Consider the following 14107-nt stretch of genomic DNA (forward strand, 5'->3'; position numbering starts at 1 on the left):
CTGCCCTGCCCTATACGGCGGGCAGCGGGGCAAAATCCGGATGATCCATCAGCTCGCGCAGCACAGCGGTGGCAAAACTGCCCCGAGGCAGTGAAAACTCAAGCCTCACCCCGCCGTCGTCCAGCGGTGCAAGCGCCGGCGTGCCCAACCGCAGGCGCAGCGCTCGCCGCCCTGTTTTGGCGCCGGCCTGTTCGATGCCCGCGCAAAGCACGGGATAGTCGCGCGCCAGCTGCGCCTCAAAGCGCTGTGCGGGTGTGGCCGCGTCTGCCGCGCCGTCTTCTGTTCCCCACAGCGGCCCTGTGGGATGCACATCAAGCTCGGCGGCGCGCCGTTCGAGTTCGGCATCGACCTGCTCGACGGCGAACACGCTCTGGGTGCCGTCAAGCATCAGCGTATCGCCGGCAAGCGGCGTGGCCCAGCAGTCTGCCTGCAAGCGCGCACTCAGCAGCTCATTGAACAAAAAGCTGCGCGCGCTGGAAAGCAGCATGCCCTGGCGGTCGTCGCGCTTGCGCCAGCCCCGGGCCAGCAGTGCCCGGGCCCGGGCCAGGTTGCGCCCGCCGGCACCGAAGCGCTGGGGGCCGAAGTAGTTGGGCACGCCGCCTGCGCACAGCGCCTGCCAGCGGGCGGCAACGTCGTCCGCGGCCGCAGCCTCGCCGGTCAGGCGCAGGGTAAAACGGTTGCTGCGGTGTACGCCGCGCTTGAGCTTGCGCGGATGGCGGCCGCGCTCAAGCACCCGGGTGCCCAGCGCCGCCAGCCGCTCCTCCAGCGCCTCCGGGGCGTCCCGGCCGGGCAGGTGGACGCTGAGCCATTGGCGGGTGATCGCAAAGCGGTCCTTCATCCCCGAATAGCCCACCTCGCGCGGCGTGACGCCGCACAGCCGGGCAAGCGCTCTGACGACGTCAAGCGTGGTCTGTTCGCGCTTTTCGATGCGCAGCCAAAGGTGTTCGCCGTGGCCTTCCGGGGCAAAATCAAGGGCTTCATCAACGAAAAAGTCTTCCGGTGCGGCGCGGTAGTCGCCGGGGCGCGGCGGGCCCAGCGTGGCGTCCAGGCAGCGCGCCCAGCTCACAGGTCGCCCCGCCGTGCCAGCAGCACCGCCGCCTCGGCGGCAATGCCCTCGCCGCGGCCGGTAAAGCCCAGCCGCTCGGTGGTGGTGGCCTTGACGTTGACCTGCCCCAGCGAGAGCTTGAGGTCATCGGCCACAGCGCGGCGCATGGCGTCGATATGCGGCGCCATTTTCGGCGCCTGGGCCATCAGCGTGGTGTCCACGTTGACCGGGGTGAAGCCTTCCTTTTCCACCAGCTCAAGCACCCGGCGCAGCAGCGCGCGGCTGTCCGCGCCCTGCCAGGCCGGGTCGGTGTCGGGAAAGTGGCGGCCGATGTCGCCCAGCGCACAGGCGCCCAGCAGCGCATCGCACAGCGCGTGGAGCAGCACGTCGCCGTCGGAGTGGGCGACAAACCCCTGGTCAAAGGGCAGCTTCACGCCGCCGATCATCAGATGGTCACCCGGGCCAAAACGGTGAACGTCAAAGCCGTGGCCGATACGCATGGCAATCTCCCGGTAGTCAACGATAAAGAAACATTAAAGCGAGGCGTTCTGCGCTGTCAGAATCGCCCCGGCCAGCGCCAGATCATCCGGATGGGTGACCTTGAGGTTATCCCGCCGCCCGCCGACCAGCCGCGGATGCCGTCCCAGCGCTTCCACCGCCGAGGCCTCGTCGGTCACCGCCAGGCCGCCGGCGGCGGCGCGCTCCAGCGCGCGGCGCAAAAGGCCGTAGCGAAACCCCTGGGGGGTGAGCGCATGCCACAGCCCGGCCCGGGACTCGGTGCGCGCGCAGGCGCCGCCGGGCGTGGCACGTTTCATGGTGTCTGCCACCGGCATGGCCAGCAGCGCGCCGTCGTCGCTGTCTGCGGCACGCGCCAGCGCACGCACGTCGTCGGGGCTGACGCAGGGCCGGGCTACGTCGTGCACCAGCACAATATCGTCGTCATCGGCCGGCACCGCGCGCAGCGCGCCGAGAACGCTGTCCATGCGTTCTGCCCCGCCGGTGACGCGCTGCCAGCAGGTAAACGCCACCCAGGCCGGCTCAAACCAGGCGTCGCCGTCGTCAAGGCACAGCGCCAGCCGGGCGTTAGGCAGCGCCTGATGGAGCCGCTCAAGGGTGTGCGCCATGATCGGCCGGCCGGCCAGCGGCAAATACTGCTTGGGCCGGTCACCGCCCATGCGCCGCCCCTGCCCGGCCGCGGGCACTACCAGCCAGATCGGGCGGCTCACTGGCCGGCTCCGGGTACCCAGAAAAACTGCTCGTCGGCACGCACCATGCCCATGTCGCTGCGGGCGCGCTCTTCCACGGCGGCCAGGCCGGTTTTGAGGTCCTTGACCTCGGCGGCCAGCCGGGCATTGCGCTCGCGCAGGGGGGCGTTGGCCGCTTCCTGAGCGTCGACGCGGCTTTGCACCTGACGCCATTCCTGCACGCCGCCGCGCCCCAGCCACAGTTTATACTGCAGCAGCGCCAGCAGAGCACAAAGCCCCAGCACCAGCCATTGGCGCAGCCGCGCTTTTTGGGGGTCGCTATGCCGGGGCTTGCTATTCGGGGGTTCGCCACTCATAGGGGGTTTGCCACTCATAGGGATTCGCCACTTATAGAGGGATTCGCCACTCACCGCATACGCCTGCCAAGAAAACATGGGCACCGGCCCATACCGGCCTGCAAGCGGCGCATTATGCCATCAACCGTGCGCAAACGGCCACGCCGCCGGCGGATAATTTCGCAGCCGCCGCCGGGCGAGGCTTAAGTTGGCACGCCTTTGGCCGTTATCATGTAACGTCCTCAGCCCATTTTCCGGAACGCCCATGCAAGCGCCTGATATTCCCGCCTATGAAAGCCGACGGCTCAACGCCCTGCATCAGCTTGACATCCTCGATACGCCGGCAGCAGAGGGCTTTGACCGTCTGACCGAGCTTGCCCGGGATATTTTCGACGTGCCCATCGCGCTGATTTCGCTGGTAGACGAAAACCGCCAGTGGTTTAAATCGCACCCGGGGCTTGCGCCTTAAGAGACCGGTCGCGACGTATCGTTCTGCGCCCACGCCGTCGCCGCTGACGACGCTTTGATCGTTCCCGATACCCTGGCCGATCCTCGCTTTGCCGACAATCCGCTGGTGGGCAACCCGCCCTATATCCGCTTTTACGCCGGCCATCCGCTGCGCCCGCTGGACGATTTGCCGCTGGGCACGCTGTGTTTGATCGACCGCCGGCCGCGCACGTTCAGCGATCGCCAGCGCCGTCTGCTGGCCGGCCTTGCCGGCCAGGCCGAGGCGCTGCTGCAGGAAAACCGGCTGCGCCGGAATTTGGCCCACACCGCCCGGCGCTTCGAGGCGCTGTTTTTTACCAGCGCCACCGCCAAGGTGCGCATTGACCGCACCGGCCGGGTCATCGCCATCAACCCCTTTGCGCTGAGTCTGCTGGGCTATGCAAAAGACGAGGTGGTCGGGCACAACGTCGCCATGCTTACCCCGCCGGAAGTCCAGCCCCACCACGACGGCTATATCCAGCGCTATCTCAACGGCCACCCGCCCCGGGTAATCGGCAAGGGCCGCGAGGTAGAGGCCCGGCACAAGGACGGCCGGCGCATTCCCGTGCATCTGGCCGTCGATGCCATTCGCGATGACAGCGGCCATGTGGAAGAGTTTGTGGGCGTGCTTACCGATCTGAGCGACATTCAGGCCGCCAAGCAGCGGGTGCAAAAAGAGCAGCGCCTGCTGAAAGTGCTCCACCAGGGCATCACCGACTACCCGACGCTGATGTCCGGCGAGACCCTGTGGACGTTTTTAATGGAAGCGCTGCGCGAGCTGACCGACAGCCGCTACGCGCTGATCGGCGAGGTGCTTCCCGGCGAGGACGGCAACGCGCTGAAGGTGCACGCCATCACCGATATTTCCTGGAACGTCGCCTCTCATCGGCTGATGGAGCAGATGCGCGACGGCGAGGTAACGCTGCGCCGGCCGGACACCCTGCTCGGGCGCGTCTACGCCCACGGCGAGGTGGTCATGACCGATGATGTCTACCAGCACCCCCGGCGCGGCGGCTTCCCGCCGGGCCATCCGACTATCGATAACTATCTGGGCGTGCCCATTTACAGCGGCAGAGAGCTGATCGGCATGTACGCCATCGCCAACAGCCGCCAGACCCTGGATGCTTCACTGCTGCGCTGGCTCAAGCCGTTTACCGCCACCTGTGCGCTGCTGATTAATCTCTACCGGCAGATGGCCGAGCGCAACCAGGTCATGACCGATCTGGCTCAGGCGCGGGATCTGGCCCAGCGTGCCAACCAGGCCAAAAGCGAGTTTCTCTCGTCGATGAGCCACGAGCTGCGCACGCCGCTCAACGCCATTCTCGGCTTTGCCCAGCTGCTGTCCAACAGCCAGCGTCATCCGCTGAACGAAAGGCAGTCACGCCAGGTCAACCAGATCGAAAAAAGCGGCCAGCACCTGCTGAGCCTGATCAACGAAGTGCTCGATCTTGCCAAGATCGAGGCCGGGCGCATGTCGCTGTCGCTGGAAAACCTGGCTTTAGCCCAGGTCATCGACGACGCCTGCCAGACCCTTGAGCCCAGCGCCGACGCGGCCGGCATCCGCCTTGCGTTTACCCCGCCGCCGGCCGGCTGGCAGGTGCACGCCGACTACACCCGGGTCAAGCAGGTGCTGTTCAACCTGATTTCCAACGCCATCAAATACAACAGCCCCGGCGGCTCGGTCGAGGTGGCCGCATCTTCCGAAAACGACACGCTGTGCATCCGCATCAGCGATAGCGGCCCGGGCATTCCCGAACATCGCCAGCACGAGCTTTTTGAGCCGTTCAACCGGCTGGACGCTGAAAACGGCGCCATTGAAGGCACCGGCATCGGCCTTGCCATCACCCGGGAGCTGATTGAGCGCATGGGCGGGACCATCGGCGTCGACAGCACCCCCGGCAGCGGCTCGACGTTTTGGTTCACGCTGCCCCGCCGCCCGGACCGCAACGCCGACGACCGGGCGCCGGCCGAACGCCACGCAAGCGCTCGGCCGGCCAGCGCGAAAGCGCTGCAAACGCTGGTCTACGTGGAAGACAACCCCGCCAACCAGCGGCTGATGGAAGATATCATCGACGACATGGACGGGGTCGCGCTGCGCACCGCGCCCAGCGCGGAAATGGGCCTGGAGCTTTTGCGCATCACCCCGGCTGCGCTGGTGATGCTGGATATTCACCTGCCCGGGATGAGCGGCTTTGACGCGCTGGCAGCGATTCGCCGGGATCCGGCGCTGCACCACCTGCCGGTGGTAGCGCTTTCTGCCAGCGCCACCCGGCGCGACGCCAACCAGGCGCTGGAGGCCGGATTTGACGCCTATCTCACCAAGCCGTTAGAAATTGCTAAACTTACGGCAACGCTTGAACGCCACCTTACGCTCTGACGCGCTATGCACGCCCAGCTGACAGGACAAACACCATGCCGCTAGCCGCCAAACACCTTCTGGTTGTCGACGACAACCCTGTCAACGTGGAAATGATGCTGGATCTGCTTGAAGATCACGGTTTTGCTCAGGCCCACGGCTTGAGTGACCCCCGCGAGGTGCTGCGCTACTGCCAGACCCAGTGTCCGGATCTGCTGCTGCTTGATCTGCGCATGCCGCATCTGGACGGCTACGGCGTCATCGAGCAGCTGCGCGAACACTTCGGCCAGCACGCCCCGCCGATTATCGTGCTCACCGCCCAGGTAGACGACGCCACCCGCCACCGGGCGCTGGGCATGGGCGTGCGCGACTTTCTCACCAAGCCGTTCAAACACGATGAAGTGCTCCAGCGCATACGCAACATTCTCGACGTAGAAGAGCGCTTCGTCATTCGCGACCAGCAGGCCACCACGCTTGAACAGATGGTTGCCCGGCGAACCCAGGAGCTCAACCGCCAGTCGCGCACCGACCCCATCACCCGGCTGGCCAACCGCCGCGGGCTCACCCAGGCTTTGCGCGATACCGCCACGGATGCTCCCCGTGCCGGCCTTTTGTTTATTGCCGTGGACGGCATCGAAGACGTCATCCGCCTGCACGGCTACGGCGTTGCCGAGCGCCTGCTGCGCCGGCTGGGCACAGCGCTGGGCGAAACCCTGGACGCCACCGCCCGGCTTGGCCTGTGGGGCGGCAGCGAATTTCTGGTCATCGTCCCGGACGCCTCTATTGATGCGCTCTACGACACCGCCCGGGCGCTGCTGGACACCGTCGACCACGACATCGCCGTGGATGACCTGCTGCTCAGCGTCGATGCGCGCATCGGCATCAGCGAGGCCGACGAGCGCTTTGCCCCGGACCGCCAGGTCCAGATGGCCGCCCTCGCTCTTCCCCAAAAACAAGGCGTGCGCATACAGCGCTACACCCAGGCGCTGGAAGACCAGCAGCGCCAGCGCCTGAGCGTACAGCGCGCGCTGCGCGGCGCAGCCGAGCGCGGCGAACTATCGCTGGCCTTTCAGCCCAAGATCGGCGCGCACCACGGCCGCGTCGTCGGCGCTGAGGCGCTGCTGCGCTGGCATCACCCCCAGCTTGGCCGCGTCTCGCCGGGCCTTTTTATTCCGCTGGCCGAAGCCAGCGGCGATATTTTTGCCATCGGCAGCTGGGTCATCGAGCAGGCGCTTTGGCATATTGCCCAATGGCAAGACGCCTTATGGATGACCCCGGAATTCAACATTGCCGTTAACGTCTCCGCGCGCCAGCTAAACCGCCGCGACTTTGCCGATACGCTGCTCGGCCAGATTCAACGCCACGGCGTTGAGCGGGCGCATCTGGGGCTTGAGGTCACCGAGTCGGGCCTGATGAACGACCTTCACAACGCCCGCCAGCAGCTTGATCGCCTTCACGCCGCCGGCATTGCCATCGCCGTGGACGATTTCGGCACCGGGCATTCCTCGCTTGCCTACTTAAAGACCCTGCCGCTGTCCACGCTCAAGATCGACCGCGCCTTTGTCATGGACCTGGAACACAGCGCCGTTGACCGCCAGCTGGCCCATACCATTACCCAGCTGGCCCACGGGGTCGGCTGCAACGTGGTGGCCGAAGGCATCGAAACCTCGGCCCAGGCCGACTACCTGCACCGTATCGGCTGTGAAATCATGCAGGGATATTTCTACTCGTATCCGCTGCCTGCCGGCGACTTTGCCGCGTTTTGTACCCGCCACGCAGGGGCAGCGCGCCCCGCCTGATGCCACGGAGAGCCCAATGGCCCACGATCTGCTTGACCGCCTGCGCCAGCGCCTGGAAGACCTCAACCGCTCCGAGCGCAAGGTTGCCTGCGTGATTCTCGACGATCCGGCCGCCGCCACCAGCCTGAGCATCGCAAGCCTGGCCCAGGCGGCCGGGGTCAGCGAGCCCACGGTCAACCGCTTTTGCCGCAACTTTGACGCCAAGGGGTACCCGGATTTCAAGATCAAGCTCGCACAGAGCCTGGCCGGCGGCACGCCCTACGTCACCCGCACGGTAGAGCCCGGCGACGGCGCCCGCCAATACACCAGCAAGATCTTCGGCGCCACCATCGCCGCGCTGGACGAGGCGCGCCAGGCCATTGACACGGCCGCCGTGGAGCGCATGGTGGACTTTTTGACCCAAGCCAAGCAGATTCATTTTTTCGGGCTGGGGGCCTCAGGCGCGGTGGCCCAGGACGCCCAGCACAAGTTTTTTCGCTTCAATCTGCCGGTGATGGCCTACGTCGACATCCTCATGCAGCGCATGGTCGCCGCCGCCTGCCACACCGGCGATGTGGTCGTGGTCATTTCCTACACCGGGCGCACCCGGGAGCTGGTGGACATTGCCCGGGTCGCCCGGGAAGCCGGCGCCGTGGTGCTGGGCATCACCGCGCCGGGCTCACCGCTGACGCACGAATGCAGCGCCGTGCTGGAAGTCGACACCCCCGAAGACACCGACCACTACATGCCCATGACCTCGCGGATGATCCAGCTGGCGCTGGTGGATACCCTGGCCACCGGCGTCACCCTGCGCCGGGGCGAGGTGTTTTTGCCCCATCTGAAAAAAATCAAGGACAGCCTGCGCGACACCCGCTTTCCGGTGGAAAAGCGCTAGGCAAATAGCGCAAGGATCGCCGCGCCAGGCAAACGCCGAACGCAAAAAGGGCCTGACGCGTGCGTCAGGCCCTTTTTGCAACAGTATTTGCAACAACAACAGGTGCGGTGTTGACCGCGATGTTCCGTCTTGCATGGCTGGTGCCGGTGGCCGGACTCGAACCGGCACGCCCGAAGGCGGCGGATTTTGAATCCACTGCGTCTACCCATTCCGCCACACCGGCAACAGGCGATGATTATACGCCGTCCGCTTTCTGCGTCAATCGTAACGCCTGACTTTATTGGCGTGACACGCTATCCTGTGCGCCCGATTTTATCCCGTCCCGGGCGTTACCCGGACTCTACACGAGCCTTGCCATGCAGCGTGCCGACTTTACCTACGAGCTCCCCGACGAGCTGATTGCCCGCTACCCGTCAGAACAGCGCAGCGACTGCCGCCTGCTGTGCGCCGATGATCGCGGCGCGCTTGCCCATCGTCGCTTCCCCGAGCTGCTGGAGCTTTTGGAGCCGGGCGATTTGCTGGTGTTCAACGACACCCGGGTAATCCCCGCCCGGCTGCACGGCCGCAAGGCCAGCGGCGGGCGGGTGGAAATGCTGCTGGAGCGCCCGCTGGACGCCCACCGCGGGCTTGCCCACCTGCGTTCGAGCAAGTCGCCCAAGCCCGGCACCGAGCTTATTTTTGAAGGCGACGTGCGCGCCGTGGTGGAGGGCCGCCAGGACGCGCTGTTTGAGCTGCGCTTTGTGGGTGAAACGCCGATGATCGAGCTGCTTGAGCGCCACGGCCACATGCCGCTGCCGCCTTACATCACCCGGGACGACGAGCTTACCGACCGCGAGCGCTACCAGACCGTCTACGCCCGCCGGGACGGCGCGGTGGCCGCCCCCACCGCCGGGCTGCACTTTGACCGCCCGCTGCTCGACGCGCTGGCCGCGAAAGGCGTGGACAGCGCCTTTGTCACCCTGCACGTGGGCGCCGGCACCTTCCAGCCGGTGCGCGCCGACGACATCCGCGACCACCACATGCACAGCGAGTGGCTTGAAGTGGACGAGACGGCCTGCGACAAGGTGCGCGCCGCCCGCGCCGCCGGCCGGCGCGTGATTGCCGTGGGCACCACGGCGGTGCGCTGCCTGGAAACCGCCAGCCGCCAGGCCCCCGCCGGTGAAGTTGCCCCCTACCGCGGCGATACCGATATCTTCATCTACCCGGGCTACGAGTGGCGCTGCGTGGACGCGCTGATTACCAACTTTCACCTGCCGGAGTCCACGCTTCTGATGCTGGTCTCGGCGTTTATCGGCCACGACAACACCCTGGCCGCCTACCGCACGGCGGTGGCCGAGCGCTACGCCTTTTTCAGCTACGGCGACGCCATGCTCCTGACCCGCCACGCCGCCCGGTAGCGCCCTTTCGTCCGTTTTTCTGCGAGCTTTCTGACATGCAAAACCCCAACAAGCGAAGCGAATGTTTCATGCGTTTCGAGCGTCTGTCCGAAGACGGCCGCGCCCGCCGCGGCCGGCTGCATTTTCCCCGCGGCACGGTGGAGACCCCGGCGTTCATGCCGGTGGGCACCTACGGCACGGTCAAGGGCATGACGCCGGAATCGGTCAAAGAGATCGGCGCTGAGATTATTTTAGGCAACACCTTCCACCTGTGGCTGCGCCCGGGGGTTGAGGTGATCGAAGCCCACGGCGATCTGCACGACTTCGCCCAGTGGGACAGGCCGATTCTCACCGACTCCGGCGGCTTTCAGGTGTTTTCCCTGGGCAAGATGCGCAAGATCACCGAAGAAGGCGTACATTTCCGCTCGCCGGTCGACGGCGCCAAGGTGTTCATGGGGCCGGAAGAGTCCATGGCCGTACAGCGCTCGCTGGGCTCTGACGTGGTGATGATCTTTGACGAATGCACGCCCTACCCCGCCACCCACGCCGAGGCCGAGCGCTCCATGGAGCGCTCCCTGCGCTGGGCCCAGCGCTCCCGGGACGCCCACGGCGATTCGCCCTCGGCGCTTTTTGGCATCATCCAGGGCGGCATGTATGACGATTTGCGCAAGCGCTCGCTCCAGGGGCTTTTGGACATCGGCTTTGACGGCCTGGCCATTGGCGGGCTGTCCGTGGGCGAGCCCAAAGACGAGATGCTCAAGGTGCTCGACTACCTGCCCGAATGGATGCCCGACGACACGCCGCGCTATTTGATGGGCGTGGGCAAGCCCGAGGACCTGGTGGAAGGCGTGCGCCGGGGCGTGGACATGTTCGACTGCGTGATGCCCACGCGCAACGCGCGCAACGGCCATCTGTTTGCCGCCGAGGGCACCGTCAAGATCCGCAACGCCGTGCACCGCTTTGATACCGGGCCGCTGGAAGACGGCTGCGACTGCTATACCTGCCGGCACTTCACCCGGGCCTATCTGCACCATCTTTATCGCTGCAACGAAATGCTCGGCTCGATGCTCAATACCATCCACAATTTGCGCCATTATCAGCGCCTGATGGCGGATTTGCGCGCGGCAATTGAAGCGGGTACATTGACGCCCTTCGTGGAGACATTCTATGCCAGGCGTGGCCTGCCCGTGCCGCCTGCGCCGCAATAGCCGCTGCCAGGCCCACGCGTCGGTTTTGCATCATGGTTCCATCTGCCTGTTTCAGGCCCACTAGACGCTTATTTCTCGTCAACCCAGGAGTGCTTTGAATGCTCGATCTTCTCATTTCTCAAGCCCACGCCCAGGAGGCCGGCGGCGCTGCCGGCGGCGGCATCGCCCAGATCGTCATGCTGGTCGGCTTTGTGGTCATTTTCTACTTTCTGCTGTGGCGCCCCCAGGCCAAGCGCGCCAAGCAGCACAAACAGCTGATCGCCAACCTGGAAAAAGGGGACGAAATCGTCATCGGCGGCGGTTTGGTCGGGCGCATCACCAAGGTCAGCGACGAGTTTTTGAGCATGGACATTGCCGACGGCACCACGGTCAACGTACAGAAAAGCGCCGTTGCCGCGGTACTGCCCAAGGGCACCATCAAGTCCATCTGATCTGACACAGCCCTGCCGGACGCCGCCGCTACACCGGCAGGGATGCCACGGTGAACGATGGCACGCCTTGCTGCGCACTGCCCGGCAGTGCGCAGCGTTCCGTTCGATATTCAAGGCAGGGCTTACATGCTCAACCGTTACCCGCTGTGGAAGTATCTGCTCATTGTGGCCGTTTTGCTGGCCGGGCTGATTTACTCGCTTCCCAACCTGTTTCCTCAAGATCCCGCCGTTCAGATCAGCACGCAAGGCGATCGCCCGCTCAGCGAGCGCCAGCTTGAGCGCGTCACCGACGTCCTGCAAAACAACGATATCGCCGTCAAGCGCACCGAACGGCAAAACGGCCAGTGGCTGCTGCGGCTGAACCACGCCGACGACCAGCTGCGCGCCAAAGAGCTCATCGGCGACACCCTGGATGACGAGGTCACCGTCGCGCTCAATCTGGCCGAGGCCACGCCGGGCTGGCTCAAGGCGTTCAACGCCTCGCCGATGACGCTGGGTCTTGACCTGCGCGGAGGCGTTCACTTTCTGCTCGAAGTCGACATGGACGCCGCACTTTCCCAGCGGCTCGAAGTCAACGCCAGCGCCATGCGTGAGCTGTTGCGCGACGAGCGTATCCGCTATCGCAACACCGAAATCAGCGGCCGCTCGCTGTCGCTTGAGTTTGCCAGCGCCGAAGACCGCGACGACGCCCGCCGGCTGATCCGCCGGGAATTTCCCGACTTTGACTACCAAAGCGAAGGCGACGGCCGCGGCGCGACCCTTGCCATGACGCTCACCGACGCCAAGGTCAACGAGATCCAGGACTACGCCATCAACCAGAACCTCACGACGCTGCGCAACCGCGTCAACGAGCTGGGCGTGGCCGAACCCAAGGTGCAGCGCCAGGGCCCCAACCGCATCGTGGTGGAGCTGCCCGGCGTACAGGACACAACCGAAGCCAAGCGCATTGTCGGCGCCACGGCCAACCTGGAGTTTCGCCTGGAAGCGCGGCCGGATACCCCGGACCGCGAGACCGAGACCATCGCCTTTCGCAACTCGCCCGGGCGCGATGCCACGGTGCTGCGCGATGTGATCATCACCGGCGACAGCGTCTCCAGCGCCAGCCAGAGCTTCGATGAAAACGGCGGCCCCCAGGTCAGCATCAACCTCGACGGCACCGGCGGCACGCTGATGAACCGTGCCACCCGGTCCAACATCGGCCGCAACATGGCGGTGGTGTATATCGAGCACAAAAGCGCAGACCGCGAAGTCACCGATCCGGAAACCGGGGAGACCAAAACGGTTCGCGACCCCTACGTCGAGCGCGGCATCATCAGCCTGGCAACGATCCAGAGCGCCTTTGGCAACAGCTTTCGCATTACCGGGCTGGACTCTTCCTCGGAGGCATCCGAGCTTGCCCTGCTGCTGCGCTCGGGCTCGCTGGCCGCGCCTATCTATTTCGCTCAGGAGCGCACCATCGGCCCCAGCCTGGGGCAGAAAAACGTCGAGCGCGGACTGCTCTCGGTACAGATCGGCCTGTTGCTGGTGGTGGCCTTCATGCTGCTGCGCTACAAGCTGTTTGGCCTTTTTGCCAACATCGCCCTGGCGTTCAACCTGACGCTTTTGGTGGCGGTCATGTCGCTTCTGGGGGCCACGCTTACGCTGCCGGGCATTGCCGGTATCGTGCTCACGCTGGGCATGGCGGTCGATGCCAACGTGCTGATATTCGAGCGCATCCGCGAAGAGCTGCACCATGGGCTGTCCGCCCAGCAGGCGATCCACGCCGGCTACGAACGGGCCTTCACCTCCATCGTCGATGCCAACATCACCACGCTGCTGGTGGCGGTGATTCTGTTCTCCATCGGCACCGGGCCGGTCAAGGGCTTTGCCGTGACGCTGTCCATCGGCATTTTGAGCTCCATGTTCACCGCGCTGCTGGTATCGCGCGCCATGGTCAACCTGACCTATGGCGGCAAGCCGGTGAAAAAGCTCTGGATCTAATCTCGGCGTACGGCACAGACTTCAAGAGGTAGCAATGAAATCCCTGACAAACCGGCAAATCGACTTCATGGGACGGCGCCGCTGGGCGTTTCTCTTCTCCGGCATTTTGCTGCTGGTGTCGATTGGCGCGCTGTTCGTCCAGCAGCTCAACCTGGGGCTGGACTTTACCGGCGGCACGCTGATCGAGGTGCGCTATCAAAGCGCCCCGGCGCTCGATGCCATTCGCCAGATACTCGAACAAAGCGGTTTCCAGGACGTCGCCGTGCAGACCTTCGGCGCCTCCACCGAGGTGCTGATTCGGCTGCAGCAGGCCTTCGATGCCGACGTGGGTAACGAGGTCGTCACGCTGCTGCGCGACAGCGGCGCCAGCGTCGACCTGGTGCGTGCGGAGTTCGTCGGCGCCCAGGTGGGCGATCAGCTGCGCGACCAGAGCGGCCTTGGCATGCTGGTAGCGCTGGGCGTGGTGATGCTCTACGTGGCGTTTCGCTTTCAGTACAAGTTTGCCCTGGGCGCGCTGTTTGCCCTGCTGCACGATGTCATCATCGTGGTGGGGATCTTTGCGCTGTTCGGCCTGGAGTTCGATCTTACCGTACTGGCGGCCATTCTTGCGGTGATCGGCTATTCGCTAAACGACACCATCGTGGTCTACGACCGCATTCGCGAGACCATCCGCACCTCGCAAATCACCGACATGGCGCAGATCTTCAACGAAGCGATCAACGCGACGCTGTCGCGGACGCTGGCCACCTCGGGCACCACGCTGCTGGTGCTGCTGGCGCTGCTGTTTCTGGGCGGCGACATGATCGAAAACTTCGCCGTTGCGCTGTTAATCGGCATCGTGGTGGGCACGTTCTCCTCGATCTACATTTCCGGCGCGCTGCTGATTCCGCTCAAGCTCAGCCGCGAGGATCTGATTGCGCCGCAAAAACCCCAAAACGAAGAGGAAGAAGAGCTGCCCTAGGCCGCTGCAAACGTCCCCATGCAAAAGCCCCTGCCGAGAGATTCGACAGGG

The 14107-nt window shown here is 65.1% G+C and carries 13 protein-coding genes and 1 tRNA gene; 9 read left to right on the forward strand and 5 right to left on the reverse strand.

What is annotated here, in order from left to right:
* Positions 1-10: 10 nt before the first annotated feature.
* The 4 genes from truD to ftsB are packed head-to-tail and all read right to left on the reverse strand — an operon-like array spanning position 11 to position 2549.
* Entirely contained in the window at positions 11-1066 is a 1056-nt protein-coding gene (gene truD / locus ABD654_RS11235) for a tRNA pseudouridine(13) synthase TruD (RefSeq protein WP_344704976.1), read from the reverse strand.
* A complete protein-coding gene (gene ispF / locus ABD654_RS11240; protein WP_344704977.1) occupies positions 1063-1545 on the reverse strand; it encodes a 2-C-methyl-D-erythritol 2,4-cyclodiphosphate synthase in 483 nt (160 codons plus the stop codon). Before ispF ends, truD begins: the two co-directional genes overlap by 4 nt.
* Before the next feature lie 33 nt (positions 1546-1578).
* Positions 1579-2271 carry a 2-C-methyl-D-erythritol 4-phosphate cytidylyltransferase gene (gene ispD / locus ABD654_RS11245; protein ID WP_344704978.1) on the reverse strand — a complete coding sequence of 231 codons (693 nt, stop codon included), beginning with the start codon at positions 2269-2271 and terminating at the stop codon, positions 1579-1581.
* Positions 2268-2549, reverse strand: a complete 282-nt coding sequence (gene ftsB, locus ABD654_RS11250) for a cell division protein FtsB (protein ID WP_344705155.1) — start codon at positions 2547-2549, stop codon at positions 2268-2270. Before ftsB ends, ispD begins: the two co-directional genes overlap by 4 nt.
* A 301-nt stretch (positions 2550-2850) precedes the next feature.
* Between ftsB and ABD654_RS11255 the strand changes: the two genes are divergently transcribed.
* From ABD654_RS11255 to ABD654_RS11275, 4 genes are read left to right on the forward strand one after another with little or no spacing between them, the layout of a single operon-like run.
* A complete protein-coding gene (locus ABD654_RS11255) occupies positions 2851-3054 on the forward strand; it encodes a hypothetical protein (RefSeq protein ID WP_344704979.1) in 204 nt (67 codons plus the stop codon).
* A 54-nt stretch (positions 3055-3108) separates the two neighbouring features.
* A complete protein-coding gene (locus tag ABD654_RS11265; RefSeq protein ID WP_425552768.1) occupies positions 3109-5448 on the forward strand; it encodes an ATP-binding protein in 2340 nt (779 codons plus the stop codon).
* A gap of 35 nt (positions 5449-5483) precedes the next feature.
* Entirely contained in the window at positions 5484-7226 is a 1743-nt protein-coding gene (locus ABD654_RS11270) for a putative bifunctional diguanylate cyclase/phosphodiesterase (RefSeq protein ID WP_344704980.1), read from the forward strand.
* Positions 7227-7242: 16 nt separating this feature from the next.
* A complete protein-coding gene (locus tag ABD654_RS11275) occupies positions 7243-8100 on the forward strand; it encodes a MurR/RpiR family transcriptional regulator (RefSeq protein ID WP_344704981.1) in 858 nt (285 codons plus the stop codon).
* A gap of 138 nt (positions 8101-8238) precedes the next feature.
* Here the strand turns inward: ABD654_RS11275 and ABD654_RS11280 are convergent.
* Positions 8239-8323: transfer RNA gene (locus tag ABD654_RS11280), tRNA-Leu, on the reverse strand.
* A gap of 133 nt (positions 8324-8456) precedes the next feature.
* Here ABD654_RS11280 and queA point away from each other — a divergent pair.
* The 5 genes from queA to secF all read left to right on the forward strand — a co-directional run bounded on the left by queA (position 8457) and on the right by secF (position 14056).
* Positions 8457-9497 carry a tRNA preQ1(34) S-adenosylmethionine ribosyltransferase-isomerase QueA gene (queA, locus tag ABD654_RS11285; RefSeq protein ID WP_344704982.1) on the forward strand — a complete coding sequence of 347 codons (1041 nt, stop codon included), beginning with the start codon at positions 8457-8459 and terminating at the stop codon, positions 9495-9497.
* A 68-nt stretch (positions 9498-9565) separates the two neighbouring features.
* Positions 9566-10684: a tRNA guanosine(34) transglycosylase Tgt gene (gene tgt / locus ABD654_RS11290; protein WP_344704983.1), complete on the forward strand. Its 1119-nt coding sequence runs from the start codon at positions 9566-9568 to the stop codon at positions 10682-10684.
* A gap of 98 nt (positions 10685-10782) precedes the next feature.
* Entirely contained in the window at positions 10783-11115 is a 333-nt protein-coding gene (gene yajC / locus ABD654_RS11295; RefSeq protein WP_344704984.1) for a preprotein translocase subunit YajC, read from the forward strand.
* Between the two features lie 126 nt (positions 11116-11241).
* A complete protein-coding gene (gene secD, locus ABD654_RS11300; protein ID WP_344704985.1) occupies positions 11242-13095 on the forward strand; it encodes a protein translocase subunit SecD in 1854 nt (617 codons plus the stop codon).
* 34 nt (positions 13096-13129) lie between these two features.
* The gene (gene secF, locus ABD654_RS11305) at positions 13130-14056 is read left to right on the forward strand and encodes a protein translocase subunit SecF (RefSeq protein WP_344704986.1); all 927 of its coding nucleotides are present in this window, start codon (positions 13130-13132) and stop codon (positions 14054-14056) included.
* Positions 14057-14107: the final 51 nt, after the last annotated feature.

Source organism: Halomonas cibimaris, from assembly GCF_039537045.1.
Lineage (GTDB): Bacteria > Pseudomonadota > Gammaproteobacteria > Pseudomonadales > Halomonadaceae > Vreelandella > Vreelandella cibimaris.